Raw genomic sequence first — 22,180 nt, 5'->3', positions numbered from 1 at the left:
GCCAAAACCTCCTATTTATGATGAAAATAATTTTTGACAATGCCTGTCTGTTCCAAATACAAACCTAGCCAAATACCTAGTCCTGTCAGGAGTACTACTAACAATGTTTTAAAGAAGCCGATTGACAGAAACAAGATTGCAAAAACCAAGCCGACTAGGCCACCAATTAACGGAACGGCATATTGTTTTATCCATTCAACCATTGTACATCCCTCCTACTCCACACGTGCTTGTGTTTGCTGTTGTTGTGGTCGTTTCATTGATTGAATATCTTCAAAATGAACATCAATCGTAATCTTGTGACCAGTTCCCACCAAACGAGCAAGCCGTTCTTCCATTGTTTTTGACCAAGCTTCTGTTTTTCCAATTAAATCTGCCGTTCGTTTCAGTGTGCCTTTGACATTGACCTTAATGCGCCGTTTTGTCGCCTTTACACGAATGGTTGGTGCTTCCAGAAAGTCACTGTCTTGCAAGCTAGAGCGTACAAATCCTTCGATGGCTTTACGGTGTAACACTAACTTTCCTTGCTCTTCTTTTAATTCAAACGTGCCTTTTCTTCTTGGGAATAAAAGAATGAATAAAAAGAGAAAGAGCATAATTCCTAGTAAAACTAGCGCTACCCAAAAGATTGCTTGACGTGCGTACTCGTTGTCTTGCAAGAACCATTGGACATTATCTGGTGGTTGCCAAGCTGTATCGGCTGACCAAGTGGTGATGGCCACCGCGCCAAATAATGCCATTAAAATCAGTGAACCTAGAAGCAAAAGTATTTTAACAACTTTATTCACGGAACATCCCTCCTAAAGATTAATTGCTTCTCCACCAGTTACGCCATAAACTTGAGCCGTAACATAACTTGCATCATTGGACGCCAAGAAAACATAAACAGGGGCTAATTCAGCAGGCTGACCCGCACGTTCCAGTAAAGAATGTTGGCCAAATTCTGGCAACTCTTCAATTGGTTGTCCATGATTTAACTGTAACGGTGTCCAGATTGGTCCTGGAGCCACGCCATTTACCCGAATGCCTTTTGGTGCCAGTTGTTTTGCTAAACCAACGGTAAAGTTGGCAATTGATGCCTTCGTTGCTGCATAATCCAACAAATGCTCACTTGGATTAAAGGCTTGGACGGAAGTCGTTGTCACGATGCTACTTCCGGCAGGTAAGTGAGGCACTGCTGCTTTGACAATGCCAAACATCGCAATAATATTGACATGGAAAGTGTCTATCACTTGTTCCATTGGCAATTCTTCAATAGCAGCACAGGAAATTTGTTGGGCTGCATTTAAAACGAGGGTATCCAAGCCGCCTAAAGATTCACGAGCTTGTGCAACCAATTCTTCAGGTGCCTGTTTATCTCTTAAATCTGCTGGCAAAAGAAAGACTTTTCGGCCAGCTTCTCGTATATAGTGCGCCACTTCTTCGGCGTCTTTTTCTTCACCTGGGAAAAAATGTAAGGCAATATCTGCACCTTCGCGAGCAAAAGCAATCGCCGCCGCTCGTCCAATCCCAGAATCACCGCCTGTAATTAATACCCGACGATTTTCTAATTTGTGATTTCCGACATAGCTGTCTTCCCCACAATCTGGTTTAGGGACCATTTTGTCCTGTAATGCGGGAGTTTCTTGATCTTGTTGCGGAAATCCATCACTATAAAATAACTTTCTTGGGTCTTTTAAGTTTGGTTCTGTCATTAAATCTCCTCCCTTTCTACTATTACCTTAATACAATTTTTTCTTTTTGAAAAATATTTGAGCACATAAAATAAAAAAAATATTTTTAATACTCATTAAGCGAAATTTTTGGCAAAATTATCTAAAAGCTGATTTTATTTTTCAAAATAGCGTTTAATTGACCTTTTTTATCAACATTTGTTATTGACATATGATGTCCAATTCGCTTAAATAAGAAGGAAGCCCAACAGGCAAAAACAAAAATATTTAGAGATAATTGAGGAGTTACCGCCAATGAGAAATGTTTTACAAGACTACTTAGATGAACATTCTTTTCGAGTCGTTGTAAAAAAGAAGAAAAATTATTTAACTTATGAAGGACTGCAAGATCGTTATGCCTATATTTTAAAAAGTGGCATCATCAAAACTAGCGTTATTTCCAAAGACGGTCGTGAATTTAATTTACGTTATATCAACAATTTGGAAATTGTTTCATTGCTACGTGATGAATATTCAGAATTTATTGATGCACCTTTTAATATTCGCATCGAATCTCCACAAGCAGAACTTTATCAAATCGACCGTGTTCAATTTTGGCGGGATATCAATAATAGTAAAGACTTGCAAATGTATGTCAAAGAATACTATCGGGACCGTTTAATGCATTCCATGAAAAAGATGCAGCAAATGTTAATGAATGGCAAATTTGGGGCCGTTTGTACACAAATCTATGAAATGTACGATTCATTTGGCGTAGAAACAGAGGAAGGTATTTTAATTGATTTCGTGGTGACCAATGAAGAAATTGCGCATTTTTGTGGGATAACTTCTGCTAGTAGCGTTAACCGGATGATGCAGCAACTAAAAGAGTTAGGGGCAATTGAACTACGTAACCGCAAAATTTTGATTAAAGATTTAGATATGATTAGAGATAACATTATTGTTTAACATCAGCACCCCCGCAAGTTTGACCTTGCGGGGGTGCTTTTTATTTTTCAGTGACAATATTCAATGGAAACTGACCTTTTTCTAAATTAAATGTCCGACCAGCCGTCAGCTGAAGCATTTCTTTTTTCATGCCTTCCGCCAAACGTACATCGCCAAAGCTTTCAATCATATCAATAACGGCGATTACTTCTTTATAATATCTCATTTTGCCAGTGTACAGATAATACGTAAGATTTTTTAAATAACGTAAGTTAAAATGAATATAGTAAATTTCAGCAGGAATCGTGGTAACACTCACTAGCGCTAAATATTCCCGAGCTTTCGCATAATTTTTCTTATAAAGTTCCCCAGTAATGATATTTAGGTAAAAACCATAGGCAACATTTAGTGTTTGGGTATCACGTAATTCAGCATCTTTGACAGGAAACATCTGCTCAAGAATCTGAAGGACTTCATTTTCAGAAAACAAGGCGGCAGGATTAGTCACCATTTGATAATCGTAGTATGTATAGTAGCTTTTGCTAGAGATAAGCGCGAGAATTACCATTCGATCGGTTTCATCAAATTCTGGAATTTCCTCCCAATCATTACTAAACGTTAATTTAATATCTGTGTAAATAGACATTTCCAACGCATTTTTATGAGGATTGCGCTCTAATTGATAAAAATAATGAATCAGATTCTTTTTTTCACTTGTATTGTTCAACCCCATTTGACAACATTCAATTTGATGTTTGACTTCTGAAGAAGCCATGATTCTCGTATCAGATACCATAAAAAAAAATTCATTAAAGGTAATCCCCAGTGACTGCAACGCCGTCATTAAATCCTCGTAACTTAGCTTGGCTTCACCAATTTCGATTCTTCGATAGGTTTGTTTCCCCTTTTTTGGCAAAACATCTTTCTGAGCAATTTTTTTCTTTTTTCTAAAATATTTTAGAGCACCTAGTACATCCATAATATCCTCCTCCTATAACAAAATTAATATTAAGCATTATTTTTTTATTAACATAAAAATCCAAAAAATGTCTATATAGCTTAAAAAAACTGGCATAACCATTAATAATTCTTTTGAAATATTTGTTTATATTATTTTTACGATTATAATATTGTAATATTTTGATAATCATAAAAGCTTATATACTTAACTTCCCTTGAAAAAACCAAAAGAAATGTTCTATAATAGAATTCAATAGAACTAACAGAGAAGGAGGTGTCGCATATGTTTGGTTTTAATATCAGCTTATTCCTTATTACACTATTTCGTTAAACCCACTCTTCACTAACCATTGTACAATCAATTTCCTTGAATATCTATTTCATTTTTATTAAATAACATTTTTAATAAAAATACATATTTTTTTATTTTCGGATATTTTCTTTAATTAAATCAAATATATTTATTAAAACAAATAAATTACATTTAATTAAATCAGAAGGAAACAGATTGTAGCAAGTGAAGAAAAAAACAGCTCTTGAGTGATATTTTCTCAAGAGCTGTTTTTCTATTTTATCTCAAAAGCGGTTTGCGTTGTGGGGTTATTACTTAATAAGGTGTTTTTATACAGTAAATAGTACGCTGCTGCTGACCAACTAAAGTTTTTCGTACTTAAGCCCTTCCCTGTCAGTGGATCATAATTTTCATGAATAGGGCCTTCTCCCATCAATCCTTCGGCATGTAAGAAGAGTTTTTGTGTCATTTCTTTTGCTTCTTTTGTATAGTCATAGTTCTGAAGAGCTTCTACACCAAACAAGGCTTGATCAAGCCAAACTGGTCCTCGCCAATATTTCGTTGCAGCAAATTTTTCATTGTCTTTGGATGCCGTTGGGAATGGCATAAAGGTATTGAACATTTCTTGATTCATCATGTTTTTCTTAACTGCCGCCGCCTGTTCTTTGGTCGCTACTTTTGCCCAAAGCGGCAACCAGCCTTCTGTTCCTTTGCCACGATTGACTAACAATTTTGTTTTCGAGCCGTCTTCATTTATTTGTAAGTCATAGAAGAAGCCCGTTTTTTCATCAAACATATTTTCTTGAATATATTTTTTTAGTTTCTTCGCTTCTTTTTGATAGTTCTTATAGTCCTCTTTTTTGCCTAGTTCTTCTGCTATCGAAGCTAAATAGCCCTTTTCAGCGTAGAGATACGCATTCAAATCCACTGATTCTTGATTAATCGAATACCCCACTACTTTTCCTTTATTTTTATTTTCAAAAACTTTAACTCCGTCATCGCCTTTGCCCACACCTTCTTTGTCAAACCGTGTAGCGTTATCCATGCCACTTTCCCACGCGGCTGCTTCAATAACAGCATCATCGTCCACTTTAGGTTGGCCATTTTTATCTTTAATGATTTGATCCTTGTCGTCTTTTTGCCAGTGGGCATCACTGACCATGCTTCCATATTCTGCTATCCCATTTTTATTGTGGTCTCGGTTGGTATACCACCAATTGTGATAAGCCACAAGTTTGGGATACATTTCTTTTAAAAATTCCTTATCTTTGGTTTCTTGATAAATATGCCAAACTGCCCATGCAGCCAATGGTGGTTTAGAATTTCGTTCATTCCAGTTGCCACCTTCACCACCACGCGCACTGTCTTGATTGTAAAAGACAGCATCAATGATCGCTCCTGCATCTTGTGGACGTACGGTATCATCTTTTTGAATTTGATAATCAAACAAGGCCCGCATATTATTTTTAGCTAACTCAGGATTAAAATCAGCCGTTGCTACATCCGCTTTCCACGAATCCCAAGCCCACATACCAATAAACCATTTATAAGACATGGACGGAACAATCCCGTCATGCTTAAAGGCACCTGCCGCACTTCGCCAATTGGTATTAATCGTTTCAATCGATTTGACTAGCGCATTTTGATATTCAGGAAATTCTGCTGTTTTCTTTTGATCAAACGTTTTATCTAGATATCCTTGCCATCTTTGCTTGTTCTCTTTGAAATAGCGCGCCGCATTTTTGGTATATTCGGGTGCTTGTTGTTGTTCCTTTGCCTCTTCTTCTTTTGTAAAAGTATAGCTTTCTGTCGTATAGGTGTTGTACGTTTGTTTAGGCTTCAATTCAATTGGTTCAGCGGTCGCTGTATAATTCCGATTATCAATTTTTGTTGAAACTTTATCCGCATGATGAATCGTATATTTTGTGTCTTTCGTAGCAAAATAATTCCACGTTTCTCTGACTTCACCAAAATTCACTTGAATATCATTGTCTTTAGCAGTTAAACGAGTGCCAATATCTAAGGTTTCCGTTCCCTCTTGAATTTTGTCAAAGACCGCACCTGTCCAGCTTGCTTCAAGTGACAAGGGCTCTTCCCCAGTGTTTTCAAGCGTCGTTTGGATAAGCGCCGTTCGATTGCTGACAAAAATTAAAGCTAAATGAATCGTTAGATCGTCTAATTCATAGGTTTGCTCTAGGCGCCCAGGATAATAAGACAGGTCCATACGGTTGCTTTGGCTTAGATCATAGGTTTCTCCCGTTTTTTTATTTTTGACCGTTAATTTGTTTAAACTTGCCGCCAAGTTTACCGGATATTCTTCCGCAATAATCAATGGCCCTGCAAAACCACCCAGTAGCTCTTTATTGCTTTTTTCAGGTAAATAGTAGCCATGCCATGCACCTAAATCAGAAAAATTATTAAAATAATTGGTATCGTATACGCCATTCGTCCGTTCGGTTGGTGATGCACTCACATCTAAAACATTTGCAAATTCATCAACTTTTGTTCTTTCAACACTTGCTTGCACTTCCCCGCTTAACGCAAAACAGCTGACTACGGTGATTCCTAACGCTAACCAAGTAGACACCCGTTTCTTTTTTGATAAACCCTTCATAAAACCCCTCCTATAAAAATGATAGCGCTTTATACACTGATTTATTATCAGCAAGGACTATGCCAAACGGAGTGTATCCCTTTTCATTATTGAAAGATTCCACTTTCTCTAGAAAAAAAGCGACCGTATCGAAGTGTATTAATCAAAAAATAACGAGTGTATCGATAGTGTATTTAGTTTATGCTTGATTCTGTTTTATTTTCGTAGCTTCTACAAATTTTTCAGTAATTTTTTGCGGTCGTGTAATAACAGATCCCACCACCACGCTATAAGCACCTAGCTCCAGAACACGTTGGACTTTTGCTGGCGTATCAATCATTCCTTCTGCAATGATTGGTGTAGTAAAATGCTTCTTTGCTTCTCTTAACAGTTCAAAATCATTTTGTTCAATCCGCTGATTTTCACTTTGCGGCGTATAGCCGACTAACGTTGTGGCAATATAATCAAAACCTAACTCCGCCGCTTCAATCATCTCTTCCAGTGTGGAACAATCCGCCATCCATTCTTGGTTAGGATACTTTTCTTTTATTTTTTTGAAAAATGTGGCTAACGTTTCGCCATTTGGTCGTTTCGAATGGGTTGCATCGAGAGCAATAATTTCTGGCTGAACAGCCATTAATTCATCTACCTCACGCATAGTTGCGGTAATATATACTTCTGCGCCAGGATAATCTCGTTTAATAATCCCAATGATTGGTAAATCAACCTCTTTCCGGATTGCTCGAATGTCTACCACAGAATTTGCTCGAATGCCTTTAGCCCCTCCTTGTTTAGCGGCCAAAGCCATCTTGGACATGATAAAAGAACTATGCAACGGTTCGTCTGCCAACGCTTGGCAAGAAACAATTAATGCCCCTTTGATTTCTTTATTCAACATTGATCCCTCCAATTTAAAAGCGATTACAAACACAGTATACCTACAACAGCTGAAATATGCCACTCTTCTAAATAAGAACAAACGTTTCACGTGAAACAAAAGAAAGCAAGCGGTTAAGGCTTGCTTTCTTTTGACTTATTTTTAATTTTTATGACCCTCTAAATAATCATACCCAAAATGTGCATACGCAAATGGCGTTGCAATTCGTCCTCGTGGTGTTCGTTTAATGAAACCTTTTTGAATAAGATAGGGTTCATACATATCTTCCACCGTTTCGGTTTCTTCACCGATATTTACAGACAAGGTACTTAAACCAACCGGACCGCCGCCGTATAAATCAATCATTGTTTTCAACAATTTTTGATCGACATAATCCAAGCCTTGATGGTCCACTTGCAGTAAGGTTAACGCTTTGTCTGCAATCGCTCGGTCGATTTTGCCATCTGATTGGACTTGGGCAAAATCACGGACACGTTTTAACAAACGATTAGCAATTCGGGGGGTTCCTCTTGAGCGGCGCGCAATTTCAAAGGCACCTTCCTCAAAAATCTCCGTTTGAAAAATATCTGCGGAACGGAGAACGATTTCTTTTAAATCCTGCTCTTGATAATACTCCATGTGAGAAATAATCCCAAAACGATCTCGTAATGGCGCTGAAAGCATCCCTGCCCGTGTGGTAGCGCCCACTAAAGTAAAAGGCGGTAACGGAAAATGAACGGGATGTGCCGTGGTTCCTTGACCGACCATGATATCAATGTAAAAATCTTCCATTGCGGAATACAGCATTTCTTCCACAACTCGCGGCAAACGATGAATTTCATCGATAAATAACACATCACCAGGCTCTAATTCGTTCAAAATAGCGACTAAATCTCCCGCCCGTTCGATGGCTGGTCCACTTGTGGTACGAATGTTCACATTCATTTCATTGGCGATGACCATCGCCATTGTCGTTTTCCCTAAACCTGGCGGACCATAAAGAAGGGTATGATCCAACGCTTCATTCCGATTTTTCGCCGCTTCAATATAAATCGTTAGTTCTTGTTTTACTTTGTCTTGACCAATATATTGTGCTAAAAATTGTGGACGTAACGATTTTTCAATTGAAGCTTCTGCTTCTTGACTTGCAGCTGAAAGCAACCGTTCTTCTTCTGTCATCGTTATTCCTCCTTAGCGTTTCATCATGAATTTTAACGCATTGCTTAAATAAACATCTGTCGTTGTCTCACCTAACGCTTCCAATTGCTTAGTGATACGCTTAATCTCTCGGTCACTGTAGCCTAGGGCACTTAATGCTTCTAACGCTTCTGCCAATGCTTGATTGCTTGTTGTCACCGCTTCGGTTGCGGTCATGGCCGCAACCGCTGCTTCGGAAGACTCTAATTCGCCTAATTTTCCTTTTAAATCTAAAATCATTTGTTGGGCTGTTTTCTTGCCAACACCTGGGAACTTCGTTAAATATGTAACATCTTCCCCTTCAATTGCATTGATTAAACCACCATGATCAGCCACAGAAGCCATGATAGCTAAGCCACTTTTAGGGCCAATTCCAGAGACACTGATTAATTTTAAGAACAATTGTTTTTCTTCTAAACTGCCAAAACCAAATAAAAGTTGTGCATCTTCCCGCACGACTTGGTGAAGATATAGTTTAATATCCGTATCCATTTTTCCTGAATAGCGATACGGGTTATCGACTGAAATCTGATAGCCAATGCCATTTGTTTCAACGACAATATAGTATGGGCTAACAAATGTTACTTTTCCAATAATATATTCGTACATGTTGTCACCTTTCCAATTGCTGATTGCGTACATATGTTCCATTTTAACACAAAGCATCAAAAAGCCATAGTGGAGAATTTTTTATCATCGACCTTGGCTACATCTATTTGTTACTTTTCGCTCACTAGGGAATTAAAAAGTGCGTACTATTTTTTTTGACATGTTTGCGTAATAATAGCGGTAGCTTCAAAAAAACAACCAAAAAGGAGACTACATACATGAAATTAAGTATCTTAGATCAATTAACGGTTCCTAAAAATCAATCAGCAAGCGACACATTACAAGAAGCCAAAGAGCTCGCTCAATTAGCGGAAAAACTTGGCTACACAAGAATTTGGTATGCCGAACATCACGGTTCAGACGCCTTTGCCAGTGCAACGCCAGAAATTTTAGTTGCACATATTGCTAGTGCCACCGAAAAAATTCGTGTTGGCGCGGGTGGCGTCATGACCATGCATTATGCGCCATTTAAAGTCGCAGAAACGTTTAAAACGTTAGCAGCTTTATATCCTGATCGAATCGATTTAGGCATGGGTCGCTCGCCTGGTGGCAGCCCTTTGACTACGTTGGCGTTAAATAATGGTCAGCCACCACAACTAGATCAATTTGATAAATCACCTGAAATTTTACTCTTTTTAAGAGAGGCATTTCCTGAAGATCATTTATATTCTAAAATTTCAGCTGTTCCGCGGGAAGTTCTATTACCACAACCCTGGTTACTAGGTGCTAGTAAAGAAAGCGCACGTTCAGCTGGTGAATATGGCATTAATTTTTCCTTTGCTCAGTTTATTCATGGACATTTGCCCAAAGAAGTATTGTCAGCATATTACAAGCATTTCCGACCAGTAACTGAACAACAAGAGCCGCAAGTGAGCGCTGCGTATTTCACTTTTGCCGCCGACACGAAAGAAGAAGCAGAATACCATGCGGCTAGTTTCGAGCATTATATCTTTGCCACCGAACATGGGCTTCCAAATAAATTTTTATCGCCAGAAGAAGCCCTAGCTTTCCCTTACAGTGAAATGGACAAACTGGTTTTAGAACAGAATAAACAACGCTTTGTCATTGGTAGTAGCCAAGAAGTTGCGGAGTTTTTCCACCAACAAGAAGAACTAGGGTTGACAGAAGCAATGCTAATCACCCCAGGTTATGACAAACAAACGCGCTTTCAATCGTTTGAACGCCTAGCAAAAGAATTATTATAGAAAGGAAATGAGAAATGTTAGAGGTTTTAAAAAGAATTAATACGCTTGCACAAAAAGAGCGTGAACAAGGTTTAACATCTGAAGAACAAGCTCTTCGTGTCGATTTGCGACAAGAATATTTGCGAACCATTCGTGAACAATTCAATAAAACATTAATGGGCGTCACTATTTATGATCCTACTGGTGAAGATGTAACCCCAGAAAAATTAAAAGAAGAACAGCAGAAATATTTTGATTAAAAGAGACACAGAACAGTCGATTTGACTTGTTCTGTGTCTCTTTTTTAACTACTCTTCTGTTACATATGTCCACTTATAATCATATTGTGCACCAGCACCATGCGCAACGACACCTTTTACTTCTTTACTGCGTAGATGGGCAGTCGCCTTTTGATAAAGTGGGGCTAAAGCGGTCTCTTCACCAATCAATAACTTCTCAGCCTTAACCATGTCTTCCCAACGTTTTTCAGGATCTGAAGCATCTCTTGTGGCTGAAGCCTCGATCAACTCATCGTAGGCTTTACTTGAAAAACGCCCGCGATTATAGTTATTACCAGTAACAAAAAGGTCTAAGAAACTACTTGGATCTGCGTAATCCGCAGCCCAACCACCTAAGATTGTCTCAAAATCGCCGCGACTGCCTCGATCAATTCGAACTGAAAACGGCACTGGGCTCACTGTTACATCAATGCCCTCTAAAGTATCCTTTAACGTACCTTGAATATATTCCGCTAACTTTTTCGTAGAATCGACATCATCGGCAACAATATCCATTTTGAGTGTTGTTATGCCCAATTCTTTCTTAGCTTTTGCCCAATATTCTTTTGCTTTTTCTGGGCTATATTCAACAATTTTTTTATTTTCATCAGCAAAATCTTTGTCATCTGTCGGCGAATACGACATCCCTTCTGGAATTAAGCCGGTAGCGACTACTGAGCCGTCGCCTAAAATTTTATCTACTAATGCGTTGCGATCAATCGCTGCTGAAATTGCTTTGCGTAAATTCACATTATTATACGGTGAATTTTTATCTCGCTGATTAAATTCCAAATAGCTGGTTCGTGCTTCTTTTTCGATAACCAATTCTGGATCCTTCGCCATTTGCTGGGCCAATTCGCCACTTAAAATAACATCGTCTGCTTGACCATCTTGGAATAAGTTCAAGGCAGTTGGCGCCTCCTTGACAACATCAAAATTGATTTTATCTAATTTGACATTGTCTTTATCCCAATAGTTTTCATTTTTTTCCAAAGTCCAATTGGTATCTGAGCCAGCCCCTTCAAAGTTAGCTAAGACAAACGGACCATTATAGACTGCTTTTTCACTGGAAGCAGCGTAATCTTTGCCATATTTCTCTACGGTTGCTTGATGTTGCGGGAAAAATAGTGGAAAGGCCAGTAAATAATCAAAATATGGTGTTGGTTTTGCCAGTTTAATTTCTAGCTCGTAATCCCCGTTTGCTTTAATGCCTAATTCAGAAACTGGTTTCTTACCAGCTACAATATCTGCACCGTTTTCAATCATTTCTAGAAAATAAGCATACTCAGCGCCAGTCTGAGGATCTGCTGTACGTTGCCAACTAAAAACATAATCGGCAGCTGTGACAGGATCACCATTGGACCATTTTGCTTCTTCTCTTAGTTTCACTGTGTACGTCAGACCATCTTCACTGACTTGCACTTTTTCTTTAGCCCCTGCTGGTTGCGGCTTGCTTTTATCATCTAAACGATAAATTCCTTCATACGCATTATTCAGTGCCGTAAAACTAATTGTATCTGTTCCTAAAGATAAATCTGCAGAAGGCATTTCTTGTTGAACCACTACTTTAAATTCTTGTTTAGCGGCGGTTTTCTCTGATCCGCCCTTTGCTTTTTCGGCGCCAGCTCCCCCATCACCACCACAAGCAGCTAAAACTAATAGCGTTGTTAAACTTAACCCGATAAGTCCTTTTATACGTTTACTTTTCATGCCTTTCTCCCTTCACAGAAAAAACTCTTCATTTTTTAATTTTTAGAATATTCTTATAATACTAAAATTAAAAACAAATGGCAAGCATTAAAATAAAAAAAGAACCAATCCCGAAGGACGGTTCTTAAAAAATGACTAACTAGCTTTGTTACGTCGTTTATAAATATACCAGCCAGAAGAAGAAAGTCCAACGAACAGTAAACCATATAATGCAAGCGTTTCTGGTTCTGTACCCGTTTTAGGTAAAAAGCCGCCATACTTTTTCTTCTCTGTTACGGATGGATTGCTCTGTCTTGCTCCCGCTTGGTTTTGTTTATTGGTTGCTACTGGTGTTTCTGGTGTTGGTTTCGGGTCTGGTTTTGGGTCTGGTTTTGGATCTGGTTTTGGATCTGGTTTCGGATCTGGTTTTGGATCTGGTTTCGGATCTGGTTTCGGATCTGGTTTCGGATCTGGTTTCGGATCTGGTTTCGGATCTGGTTTTGGATCTGGTTTTGGCGTCTCTCCTCCACCGATTAACTCTTTGTAAGCTTCTTCCGAAATAGAAACAATTCGTTCGCCTGGGAATGGTTCTTTATATTGTGCTAAATCAATCGTCGTTGCTGCACGATACAACCGCAAGCTGGTTGCACTTTTCAAGTATTCAATTAAGACAGCATCTAGTGAAATCCCTTCTTCTCGTTCACCACCTAGCATATCGTAACCATCACCACCAGCAGCTAAGAAATCATTGGTAGCCATCCGGTATTGTTTCTTCTCATCCAATGGTTCAAACTTTTGCGTTTGCCGATTTTTAATTTCTATTCCTAATACGCGACTACCGACAATCGTTTGTCCTGTTTCATTGCCTTCGTCACTAGCCAAGCGAGTACCTGGTTTTGTGGAATCATAGTGGATACGAATGGAGCTTGAAACATGTAGGAAACCACCATTTGCGCCAAGTTTTGGTTGGCCAGCATCATCTAGTAAAATTGTGCCATTCTCATCTTTTTGTGGAATCGAACGAACAGACATTTCAAACATTTCTTTAACTTGAGCACCGGTTACTTGAATTTGCGCAATGCTATTGCCAAAAGGTAACACAGCAATGACATCCCCAACTTTAATCGGTCCTTGCTTAATATCAGCGCGAATGCCGCCACCATTAGTTACTGCAAAATCAGCAGGTTGGCTAAACGCGTCTTGGCCATATGACATAATCGCATCACCAATCAAATTCCCTAAGTTGGTCTCTCGTGTGCGCACATTTTCTCGTTGTCCATCCAATGTGAATGGAATATAATCGACAATTACTTTTTCATTTTCAGCGTTAAAATTCGTTCGTGCTTCATCAACGATGGCTTTAACTGCCGGGTTTTCTGGCAATCCTAGCAACTCTTCTGCTGGAATCAATTTTGCTGCTTTCTTAGTTGGTTCATTCTCTGGTGCTGTGACAATTCCAACATTATTTAAATAATTACCTGTTTGAGCATAGATCACTTTGCCATAACGTTTGCCACTTTCGACGGCTGTATGCGAATGTCCATCAATCACATTAATATCTAACTCAGGATATGTTTGACTAAGGGTTTCTGCTAGCGTATCACCACGCCAGATATGCGGCGTCGTTTCATCTACGCCTAAATGCCCAGTAACCACGAAAGCTTGAATATCCGCGTACTTCTCTTTAATTTCATTAATCACCGCTTCTACTTCTGGAATCGGGTCTTTAAATGTCACCTTCTCTACGTTTTTCGGGTGTGTTTTCGTTGCTGTTTCTGGGGTCGTCACACCTACAATGGCAAACTTTTTCCCGGCTTTTTCTACGATTGTATACGGATCAAAAACCCGTCCACTGCCATCTCTGTAATACGTATTACTAGATACAATCGGAAAATTCAGTTGGTCTTTATAACCTAGTGCAATCTCTAAACCAAAATCAAACTCGTGATTTCCCACCGCCATGGCATCATAACCAACTTCATTCATGGCTTTGGCCATATCCGCGCCTTTGGAGAAATTGGAGATTGGTAATCCTTGGAAAACATCCCCTGCATCCACCATCAAGGTTGGGTTTTCTTGGTCTTTAAAGGTTTTTAGACGCGCCATACCTAATTCGCCTTTCCCTGCTTCTAGTCGGCCATGAACGTCATTTGTGTGCATAATGGTATATGCATTATCTAAATCAAAGCCCGCATTACGGACATCTTGTTTCGTAATAGCGGCGGCGTTTGGTGTACGTCCATCAGTAGAAGTCGGAATTTGAAGAGTGCCGTCATTCACTAATTCGATTGCTTTGGCACGCCATTTTTCATCAAAATTTGTCCCAATAATTGACCAATTTCGTTCGATTTCTTGTTCTGGATCAAGCGTTCCTTTTTTCTTAATATAATCAACAATCATTCCTCGTAAGGTTTCTGGATCAGAATTTTTAATAGGTTCCCCTACTTGAATCCCTTGGCTAGCTAAACCGCCGTAACGATAATTATTCATAGCAAGCGTATATTCTTTGGCAGGATCCAACGGTTGGCCGTCAATTTTCGCATCTACAATTCGTTCACCCACTGGTTTTGAAATGTCAATCTTGTAGTCCACTCCAGAAATCATGTCATAGTTATATACACGAATGTTTGGATTAAAACTAATGGTCAAATCATCTGGCTGTGTTTGGTTATAGTACGCCCCTTGTTTTTCTAAATACTTCAGTAAGTTTTCACCGTTAATGGGAACACTCACTAAGGTATTCGGGTATTTGTAGATATCAAAAATCGTGGCATAGGAAATCTTCCCCGCAGGTAATTTACTGTCGTATTTAAACAGCGCTGCCGCACTTAATTGTGCGCCTGTTACTTCTTTTTGAACGTTATTAATTAAAGAAATCATCGCTGTTGGTTGTAATTGTGCTTCGGGAATTCCTTTAATTTCTTGTTTTGGTAAAAAATCAGCTGTTGCTGTGCCAATCTCCTCCTGAATAAACGCTCGCGTTTGCTCATGGTATTCTTTTGTCGCTGCCTTAACTGCTTCATCTGCTGGAACATTCGTTGTTGGTACAATCGTTGCTGTACCTTCTTGCACTTCCCACTTATCGGCATTTTTAGCAACTGAAAGATCAATCTTAACAACTTCTGTCCCCGTATCTTTCGGTCCCCCTACCGGTACAGTTTTTCCATTCGGCGCTGCTCCTTGCTTGGTAAAAGAAAGGTGGTCATGACCCAGAATATACGCATCAATCCCCGCGACATTTTCAATTACTTGGTCGGCGCTGGCAGCCGGATCACTATTTTGTTGTCCCGCATGAATCGAGGCAACAATAATGTCAGCCTGATCGTTAGCTTTCAACTCAGTAACTGCTTTTTCTGCTTCTTCTTTCAAAGGTAAAAAATTAAGCGAAGTAACACGAGGGCCATCCCACAAAGGAATGTGCGGGATTGTTAAGCCAATAATCCCAACTTTTAAATCTGGCTGCCCATCTTGATTAAGATCAAGCTCCTTCGTGGTAGTCCCTTCAACAAAACGAAGACCATCTTCCTTATTGTAGGTATTCGCAGACAAGATTGGAAAAGTGGCTTCTTGTTGAATTTTTTTGATTAACGGTAAACCAAAATTAAACTCATGATTTCCCAAAACCATTGCATCATACTTCATCACATTCATGGCGGTGATCATTGGATGGGTCTTTTCATTCACTAAAGGCGCTTTATTATACAAGTCATCTGTTAAAATAGTGCCTTGAATATTGTCGCCATTATCAATTAAAACGGTGCCTGCTGGGTTTTGTGCCCGGACTTGGTTGACGACTGTACTTACTTGGGACAAACCAACTGGTAGTTCTTTATCATCTTCATAAGACCAATTCCATAATTGACCATGAACATCTGACGTACCTAAAATTGTTATTTTTTGCGGCGTGCTCGTTTCTTCTTTTTCAGCAGATGACGTTTCTAAATTCGTCGTCTCTGTTGGTGCCGTGGTTTCTTGTGACTGCTTGACACTGTCACTCGTAGCCTGATTTGGTGCTTCTTGTTTGATATCTGTTGTTTCCTGTGTGATGACTGGTGCTTGTTTTCTACTTGAATCGGTGGTACTTGTTACTGCTTCTGAACTTTGTTGACTCGTTGTTTCTACTGCATATGCCGTACTAGTAACGCTTGGCGCTATCAACGCAACAGCCATTAAAAAATGCATGCCCCACTTCACTTTTTTAAAGCTCAACTTTTTCACAAATTTCCTCCTTGTGTTTCAACCCATTTGCAACAAACAATTGTCAAAGTAACAAACAACAAAAAGAGCCTTCCCCCATCACGCTGCTCTTCTTTTCCTATCATAATATATCCGTTAAATAAAAAACAGTAAATTCCGTTAAAATAAGATGTTTTTCCTGTAAATTGTTTTTATTTTTGGACAATATAGCGGATTTGTTTGTGAAAAAAATAGTAATTTTGACCAAAACACGAACTTTATAAAAAAGAAAGTCTTTTTATATTGGAAAAGCAGAACAAAAACTATTTTTTTGAAAAAAATAACTAAAAATACCGAATAAACAGCATTGGTCTAGTCCTTGAATGCCTCTAAACAAATATTAGCAGCAATTGGTCTAGTCTTTAAGGAGGAAAAAGAACGCTCTTTTGCTTAAGCAAAAGAGCGTTCTTTTTTATTTGAAGTTAATCCTTCATGTAAGGTAACTTTTTAGCATAGCCTTCTTTATTCACTTGACGTGCCCGGGCAATCGCCAAATCTTCTGAAGGGACATCTTCTGTGATAGTTGAACCAGCAGCAGTCACCGCATGATCACCAATCGTGACTGGCGCAACAATGTTCGTTGCAGAGCCAATAAACGCGTGATCACCCACGACTGTTTGGTGTTTATTTTTGCCATCATAATTAACAAAAACAACGCCGCAACCGACATTAATATCTTTGCCTAATGTTGCATCACCAACGTATGTTAAATGGCCCACTTTTGTGCCTTCATCGATTGTTGCATTTTTTACTTCCACGAAGTTACCAATGTGTACGTTTGCCCCCACATCTGCTTTAGGACGTAAATGTGCATACGGACCCACATCAGCCCCCTCGCGAACCACACTTTCTTCAATCACAGACTGTTTAACAACCACTTGATTGCCGATGTGACTATCAACGATTTCTGAATGTGCGCCAATCAAGCAATCTTCGCCAATCACTGTTTTTCCTTTGACAGTGACTCCCGCTTCAATGACTGTGTCTGAACCAATTACCACGCCTTCATCAATATATGTTGTATCTGGATCAATAAATGTAACACCATTTCGCATATGCATTTCATTTAAACGACGATGCATAATTTTATTAGCAGTGGATAAAGCGACACGATCATTTACACCCATTGCTTCGTCAAAGTCTGCCATTTGGTAAGCAGCGACAGCTTTGCCTTCTTTTTTCAAAATTTCAATGATATCTGTTAAATAGTATTCCCCTTGTGTATTGTTTGTATCTGTTTTCGCTAACGCTTCAAACAATGATTCATTATCAAAACAGAAGGTTCCTGTATTAATTTCTTGAACACGTGCTTCTTCTTCACTGGCATCTTTTTGTTCCACGATTCGTTCAACAATGCCCACATGGTCACGAATAATTCGACCATAGCCTGTTGGGTCTTCCGCATGCGCTGTTAAAATAGTCGCACTTGCATTCTTACCTTGATGGTAATCGAATAAGTTTTTCAAGGTTTCTGCAGTTAATAACGGCGTATCCCCTGTAATAACTAATGTTGTTCCTTGTTTACCACCTAATAACTCTTGTGCTTGCATGACTGCATGCCCAGTTCCCAATTGTTCAGCTTGTAAGGCATATTGACTACGTTCGCCTAAATGGCTTTTAATCATTTCCGCCCCGTGTCCAACGATCGTCACGATTTCTGTTGGTTCTGTTTGTTCTACTTGATCTAAAATATGTTCGACCATTGGTTTACCAGCAACTGGATGCAATACTTTATAAAGTTTAGATTTCATGCGTGTTCCTTTACCAGCTGCTAAAATAATTGCGTATCTATTTTCCACGTTTGCCACCTCAAATTAACTAAATTGTTTGATTTTCTTCTAAATCGTCCTCATTATACCTTTTCTAGTTTATCTTACTCTTTTGTCTTTTTCAACAAAATAAGGCATTTAAAAGGTAGACCAATTTATTTTCTCATCTTTTTTTAAAGGAATAAAACAGAAAAAAAGAACCTGAAAATGGAATGGACCATTTTCAGGTTCTTTTTCAAATTATTTCTCTGTGAAATAGTTTCCTGGGACTACGCTAATCGTTTTTGTTTGTGTATCCACATCTTCCACATATAATAGCGAAGTGTAGTCATCGATTGCACGACGGCCATTGAATTTTGACTCAGCAAAAACAGTAATGCCCACAAGTTCTGCTTCAAATTCTTCAATCATACTCTTCATACCATTGACGGTGCCGCCGCCTTTCATGAAGTCATCCACGACTAAAACTTTTGAGCCGCGTTTTAAGCTGCGTTTTGAAAGTTCCATTTTTTCGATACGTTCTGAAGACCCTGATACATAGTTCACGCTCACCGTTGAACCTTCAGTAATCTTAGAATCGCGACGAACAATCACAAACGGAACATTTAAGTAATAAGACACAGCTTGCGCAATTGGCACTCCTTTAGTCGCAACGGTCATTACCGCATCAATTTGTTTGCCTAAATATTTAGAAGCAATAATCCGGCCCACTTGTCTTAATAAATTCGGTTCCCCAAGTAAATCTGAAAGATAAACATAACCCCCAGGTAATAAGCGATCTTGTTCTGACAAACGATCACACAAATCCATAATCAACTGCTCCGCTTCCTCATAAGGAATTTCAGGGATAAAGCGGACACCGCCTGCAGCGCCTGGAATCGTTTCTAAAATACCTGTTCCACGTTCTTTAAATGTTTTTTTAACAATTGCTAAATCTTCACTAATGGAAGACTTGGCAGATTGGTATCGGTCAGCAAAATATGTCAAAGAAACCAATGTATGGGGATGATCTAAAAGATATTGGGTCATATCGATTAATCGTTCACTTCTCCGAATTTTCAAATTCGTCACTCCTTTTCATTCTATCGTTCCTTATTATAAGGGGTTTAACCGAAAAATTCGAGGATTTTTTTCAAATAACTGAAAATAGTTCGCCATTTCTTTTAAAAAAAAGAAATAAAGGAGAAAAACTTTCGTTTTTCTCCTTAGTTTCTTTGCATTTTTTGTTTTCGTTGGACCATGACAACCACTCGGCGATAAATATTGACTAATAAGAATAAACCAATAAAAATTAGGGTAATACTTGCACTCGGTGGTGTTTCCAAATAATACGAGCTAGTCAACCCTGTTAGCATGCCAATCAAGCCCATAAACACACTGATGATAATCACCGTGTTGAAGCCTTTACCAATTCGCATACCTATCGCAGCTGGTAAGACCATAATTGCTGAAATTAACAAGGCTCCCGCGATCGGAATCATCACAGCAATCGCCACACCAGTAATTACATTAAAAAGCATCGACATCCAATGAATAGGTAGCCCATCAACATGAGCAGTATCTTCATCAAATGTTAAAACATACATTGGGCGTTTAAATAACATAAACAATAGAACTAAAACTACGAATAAAATTGCCAACATAACCACTTGATCCCACGTAATCGTGACGATGGAACCAAATAAATACGATTGAATACTAGCAGCTGAATTGCCTCCTGTTAAATTCATTAAAACTAACGCCAAAGCCAAACCGCCTGACATTAAAATAGCAATCGAAATTTCTGAATAGGTGCTATAAATCATTCGTAAATATTCTAGAATGATTGCAGCCACAATCACGACAATTAAGGTCATTAAATTAGGATTCCAATTAAAAAAGAAGCCTAGTGCCACACCGGCTAATGACACATGTGAAAGGGTATCTGCCATTAAAGATTGTCGGCGAATAACTAGAAAGACGCCGAGCATTGGGGCAATCACTGAGATAAACAGTGCTGCTAAAAAGGCCTTTTGCATAAATGCATAAGAAAGCATTTCTGCCATACGATTCACTCCTTACCGCTAAAATGAACACTACCATTGTAGCGACGTTTAAGCGAATTAATTTTTTAATTCCTGCTTATTTTTTAAATTTTTCCAACATTTCTTTAAGCCGTTCCTTGGCTTTCGTTATGATCGAGCCAGATAACGTTTTATTGGAAAATTTACGTATACGATTCTTCACTCATATGGAAGCAACGCCATTTCGAATCTTCTTTGCGGACAAGACGAATTTGACGATCTACATAGGTTTTGATATCTTCATGATCATGCGTAATCATCAAAATAGCTTTTCCATGTTCATGCGCACTGTGTTGCAACAATTGATAAAATTCGTTTCGCGATTGTTCATCCATACCTGTTGTTGGCTCATCTAAAATAAACAAATCTGGATCAGTCGCAAACACTCGTGCTAAACTAATTCGTTGCTTTTGCCCGCCAGAAAGCTCGCCAATTCGTTTGTGGCGCATTTCCCACATGTCCACTGATTTCAAAGCTTTTTCCACATGAAGATGATCTTTTTTCGTCAACGGTTTGAACCAACGATTTCTGGGAAAGCGACCTGAACGTACTAATTCAATGACGGTGCTAGGAAAGCCCGCATTGAAAGAAGCGACTTGTTGTGGAATGTAGCCAATGCTGATTTTTTCACCAGCACTATTTTTTTTAGCGACCGTAATTTTGCCACTTGTTGGTTTTAATAACCCTAAGGTACTTTTGATCAGCGTTGACTTGGCAGCGCCATTTTCTCCTGTTAAAATAACGAATTCCCCTGGATCAACATAATAAGAAACATCTTCTAAAACAGGTTCATCATCATAATAGAAGGTTAAATTTTCGACTTCAATATAATGCATAAGTTGGCTCCTTTCTGTTGCCAGATTAATGAATGCTTTTTTGTAAAGCAGCGAGGTTTTCTTTCATGACAGACACGTAGTTCTCGCCTGCTTCTTGTTCTTTTTGAGTTAAACTCTCTAAAGGATTCAATACAGCTAATTCGACGCCTGTCTCGTCTGCCAATGTTTTGGCTACTTTTGTAGAAGCCGATGCTTCAAAATAGATCACAGAAACATTGTTTGTTTTAATATATTTTTTTAATTCGGCTAAACGACTTGGCGAAGGTTCTTGGTCTGGAGAAATCCCAGCAATCGGTTCTTGGGTCAAGTCATATTGTTTTGCCAAATAGCCAAATGCAGCATGTTGCGTCACAAAGGTCCGATTTTTAGCGCCTGCAAACGCAGCTTGGTATTCCTTATCTAGCGCAGTCAATTTTTCCAAATAAGCAGCGGTATTTTTTTCAAATACGGCTTTTTTCTCAGGATATTTTTTGATAAGCGCATCCCGAATCGCTGTTACTTCTTTTTGCGCTAACACGGGATCTAACCAGACATGCGGATCCAGTTCGTGGGAATGGTTATGGCCTTCATGACCTTCTTCGCCAGATTCTTCCTCTTCTGTTCCTTGCATCAATTGAATGGATTGACTGGCTTCCACGATTGAAACTTTTTTCGTGTCCAAGTTTTCAATAACATTCGGAACCCAAGTTTCTAGCTCTTTACTATTATAAACAAAGACATCCGCATCAGTAATTTTCGCTAAGTCTTTTGCGCTTGGTTCATAATCGTGTGGTTCCGTTCCAGCTGGAATCAACAGCTCAACCTCTCCCTCATCACCAACGACTTGTTTTGCGAAATCGTACATCGGATAAAAAGTAGTCATTACCGTGAGCTCTTTCTTCTCTTTTGGCGATTGTGTGGTTTGCCCACAGCTAGCTAAAAGAAAAGCACTGATTGCTAAAGTAACGCCGATTATCAAACGGCGGTAGATTTTCGTCATGTTCTGTCCTCTTTTCGA

Annotated in this window: 18 protein-coding genes; 3 read left to right on the top strand and 15 right to left on the bottom strand. The window is 38.9% G+C overall.

The genetic code is table 11. The features are described 5' to 3' along the window. Positions 1-11: 11 nt before the first annotated feature. From AB3I72_RS06485 to AB3I72_RS06475, 3 genes are read right to left on the bottom strand one after another with little or no spacing between them, the layout of a single operon-like run. Entirely contained in the window at positions 12-203 is a 192-nt protein-coding gene (locus AB3I72_RS06485) for a DUF2273 domain-containing protein (RefSeq protein ID WP_002356087.1), read from the bottom strand. A gap of 12 nt (positions 204-215) precedes the next feature. Next, entirely contained in the window at positions 216-788 is a 573-nt protein-coding gene (gene amaP / locus AB3I72_RS06480) for an alkaline shock response membrane anchor protein AmaP (RefSeq protein WP_176944775.1), read from the bottom strand. 12 nt (positions 789-800) lie between these two features. Then, positions 801-1,694 carry an SDR family oxidoreductase gene (locus AB3I72_RS06475; RefSeq protein WP_368023726.1) on the bottom strand — a complete coding sequence of 298 codons (894 nt, stop codon included), beginning with the start codon at positions 1,692-1,694 and terminating at the stop codon, positions 801-803. Between the two features lie 273 nt (positions 1,695-1,967). On the opposite strand from AB3I72_RS06475, the gene AB3I72_RS06470 reads away from it, so the two are divergent. After that, positions 1,968-2,621, top strand: coding sequence for a Crp/Fnr family transcriptional regulator (locus tag AB3I72_RS06470; RefSeq protein WP_002356081.1), 654 nt, complete (start codon positions 1,968-1,970; stop codon positions 2,619-2,621). 40 nt (positions 2,622-2,661) lie between these two features. On the opposite strand, the gene AB3I72_RS06465 is transcribed toward AB3I72_RS06470, so the two are convergent. The 5 genes from AB3I72_RS06465 to ruvA form a co-directional block, all read right to left on the bottom strand. After that, a complete protein-coding gene (locus tag AB3I72_RS06465; RefSeq protein ID WP_002367583.1) occupies positions 2,662-3,579 on the bottom strand; it encodes a helix-turn-helix transcriptional regulator in 918 nt (305 codons plus the stop codon). Positions 3,580-4,126: 547 nt separating this feature from the next. Then, a complete protein-coding gene (gene ygjK / locus AB3I72_RS06460) occupies positions 4,127-6,466 on the bottom strand; it encodes an alpha-glucosidase (RefSeq protein WP_002408165.1) in 2,340 nt (779 codons plus the stop codon). A gap of 178 nt (positions 6,467-6,644) precedes the next feature. Then, positions 6,645-7,343 carry an N-acetylmannosamine-6-phosphate 2-epimerase gene (locus AB3I72_RS06455; RefSeq protein WP_176944773.1) on the bottom strand — a complete coding sequence of 233 codons (699 nt, stop codon included), beginning with the start codon at positions 7,341-7,343 and terminating at the stop codon, positions 6,645-6,647. Positions 7,344-7,484: 141 nt separating this feature from the next. After that, positions 7,485-8,501, bottom strand: coding sequence for a Holliday junction branch migration DNA helicase RuvB (gene ruvB / locus AB3I72_RS06450; protein WP_002383488.1), 1,017 nt, complete (start codon positions 8,499-8,501; stop codon positions 7,485-7,487). Between the two features lie 12 nt (positions 8,502-8,513). Beyond that, positions 8,514-9,128: a Holliday junction branch migration protein RuvA gene (gene ruvA, locus AB3I72_RS06445; protein WP_002359241.1), complete on the bottom strand. Its 615-nt coding sequence runs from the start codon at positions 9,126-9,128 to the stop codon at positions 8,514-8,516. Positions 9,129-9,346: 218 nt separating this feature from the next. Between ruvA and AB3I72_RS06440 the strand changes: the two genes are divergently transcribed. Together AB3I72_RS06440 and AB3I72_RS06435 are read left to right on the top strand one after the other, a co-directional pair. After that, complete coding sequence (locus AB3I72_RS06440) at positions 9,347-10,333, top strand: LLM class flavin-dependent oxidoreductase (protein ID WP_368023724.1); 987 nt, start codon at positions 9,347-9,349, stop codon at positions 10,331-10,333. 14 nt (positions 10,334-10,347) lie between these two features. After that, entirely contained in the window at positions 10,348-10,572 is a 225-nt protein-coding gene (locus tag AB3I72_RS06435) for a DUF896 domain-containing protein (protein WP_002356070.1), read from the top strand. Between the two features lie 48 nt (positions 10,573-10,620). Here AB3I72_RS06435 and AB3I72_RS06430 read toward each other — a convergent pair whose 3' ends face one another. From AB3I72_RS06430 to AB3I72_RS06400, 7 genes are all read right to left on the bottom strand, one after another. Next, positions 10,621-12,300: a peptide ABC transporter substrate-binding protein gene (locus AB3I72_RS06430; RefSeq protein ID WP_368023723.1), complete on the bottom strand. Its 1,680-nt coding sequence runs from the start codon at positions 12,298-12,300 to the stop codon at positions 10,621-10,623. Between the two features lie 135 nt (positions 12,301-12,435). Then, positions 12,436-16,497: a 5'-nucleotidase C-terminal domain-containing protein gene (locus AB3I72_RS06425; RefSeq protein ID WP_368023722.1), complete on the bottom strand. Its 4,062-nt coding sequence runs from the start codon at positions 16,495-16,497 to the stop codon at positions 12,436-12,438. Between the two features lie 440 nt (positions 16,498-16,937). Continuing rightward, a complete protein-coding gene (gene glmU, locus AB3I72_RS06420) occupies positions 16,938-18,323 on the bottom strand; it encodes a bifunctional UDP-N-acetylglucosamine diphosphorylase/glucosamine-1-phosphate N-acetyltransferase GlmU (RefSeq protein WP_368023721.1) in 1,386 nt (461 codons plus the stop codon). Between the two features lie 201 nt (positions 18,324-18,524). Further along, positions 18,525-19,346 carry a pur operon repressor gene (gene purR, locus AB3I72_RS06415; RefSeq protein WP_002381336.1) on the bottom strand — a complete coding sequence of 274 codons (822 nt, stop codon included), beginning with the start codon at positions 19,344-19,346 and terminating at the stop codon, positions 18,525-18,527. A 143-nt stretch (positions 19,347-19,489) separates the two neighbouring features. Then, positions 19,490-20,329, bottom strand: coding sequence for a metal ABC transporter permease (locus tag AB3I72_RS06410; protein ID WP_002383493.1), 840 nt, complete (start codon positions 20,327-20,329; stop codon positions 19,490-19,492). A 161-nt stretch (positions 20,330-20,490) separates the two neighbouring features. Then, a complete protein-coding gene (locus AB3I72_RS06405; protein WP_002356064.1) occupies positions 20,491-21,183 on the bottom strand; it encodes a metal ABC transporter ATP-binding protein in 693 nt (230 codons plus the stop codon). A gap of 25 nt (positions 21,184-21,208) precedes the next feature. Then, positions 21,209-22,162 (bottom strand): metal ABC transporter substrate-binding protein, encoded by a 954-nt coding sequence (locus AB3I72_RS06400; protein ID WP_002364579.1) that lies wholly within the window; start codon positions 22,160-22,162, stop codon positions 21,209-21,211. Positions 22,163-22,180: the final 18 nt, after the last annotated feature.

The sequence above is a fragment of the Enterococcus sp. GC34 genome, from assembly GCF_040886645.1.
Classification (GTDB): domain Bacteria; phylum Bacillota; class Bacilli; order Lactobacillales; family Enterococcaceae; genus Enterococcus; species Enterococcus faecalis.
This window is presented reverse-complemented; position numbering and strand designations above follow the sequence as displayed.

Bases quoted from the DNA above. Each gene is read 5' to 3' on its own strand.
- AB3I72_RS06485 (WP_002356087.1), bottom strand. From the start codon at position 203: ATGGTTGAATGGATAAAACAATATGCCGTTCCGTTAATTGGTGGCCTA.
- AB3I72_RS06475 (WP_368023726.1), bottom strand. From the start codon at position 1,694: ATGACAGAACCAAACTTAAAAGACCCAAGAAAGTTATTTTATAGTGAT.
- AB3I72_RS06470 (WP_002356081.1), top strand. From the start codon at position 1,968: ATGAGAAATGTTTTACAAGACTACTTAGATGAACATTCTTTTCGAGTC.
- AB3I72_RS06465 (WP_002367583.1), bottom strand. From the start codon at position 3,579: ATGGATGTACTAGGTGCTCTAAAATATTTTAGAAAAAAGAAAAAAATT.
- ygjK (WP_002408165.1), bottom strand. From the start codon at position 6,466: ATGAAGGGTTTATCAAAAAAGAAACGGGTGTCTACTTGGTTAGCGTTA.
- AB3I72_RS06455 (WP_176944773.1), bottom strand. From the start codon at position 7,343: ATGTTGAATAAAGAAATCAAAGGGGCATTAATTGTTTCTTGCCAAGCG.
- ruvB (WP_002383488.1), bottom strand. From the start codon at position 8,501: ATGACAGAAGAAGAACGGTTGCTTTCAGCTGCAAGTCAAGAAGCAGAA.
- ruvA (WP_002359241.1), bottom strand. From the start codon at position 9,128: ATGTACGAATATATTATTGGAAAAGTAACATTTGTTAGCCCATACTAT.
- AB3I72_RS06440 (WP_368023724.1), top strand. From the start codon at position 9,347: ATGAAATTAAGTATCTTAGATCAATTAACGGTTCCTAAAAATCAATCA.
- AB3I72_RS06435 (WP_002356070.1), top strand. From the start codon at position 10,348: ATGTTAGAGGTTTTAAAAAGAATTAATACGCTTGCACAAAAAGAGCGT.
- AB3I72_RS06430 (WP_368023723.1), bottom strand. From the start codon at position 12,300: ATGAAAAGTAAACGTATAAAAGGACTTATCGGGTTAAGTTTAACAACG.
- AB3I72_RS06410 (WP_002383493.1), bottom strand. From the start codon at position 20,329: ATGGCAGAAATGCTTTCTTATGCATTTATGCAAAAGGCCTTTTTAGCA.
- AB3I72_RS06405 (WP_002356064.1), bottom strand. From the start codon at position 21,183: ATGCATTATATTGAAGTCGAAAATTTAACCTTCTATTATGATGATGAA.
- AB3I72_RS06400 (WP_002364579.1), bottom strand. From the start codon at position 22,162: ATGACGAAAATCTACCGCCGTTTGATAATCGGCGTTACTTTAGCAATC.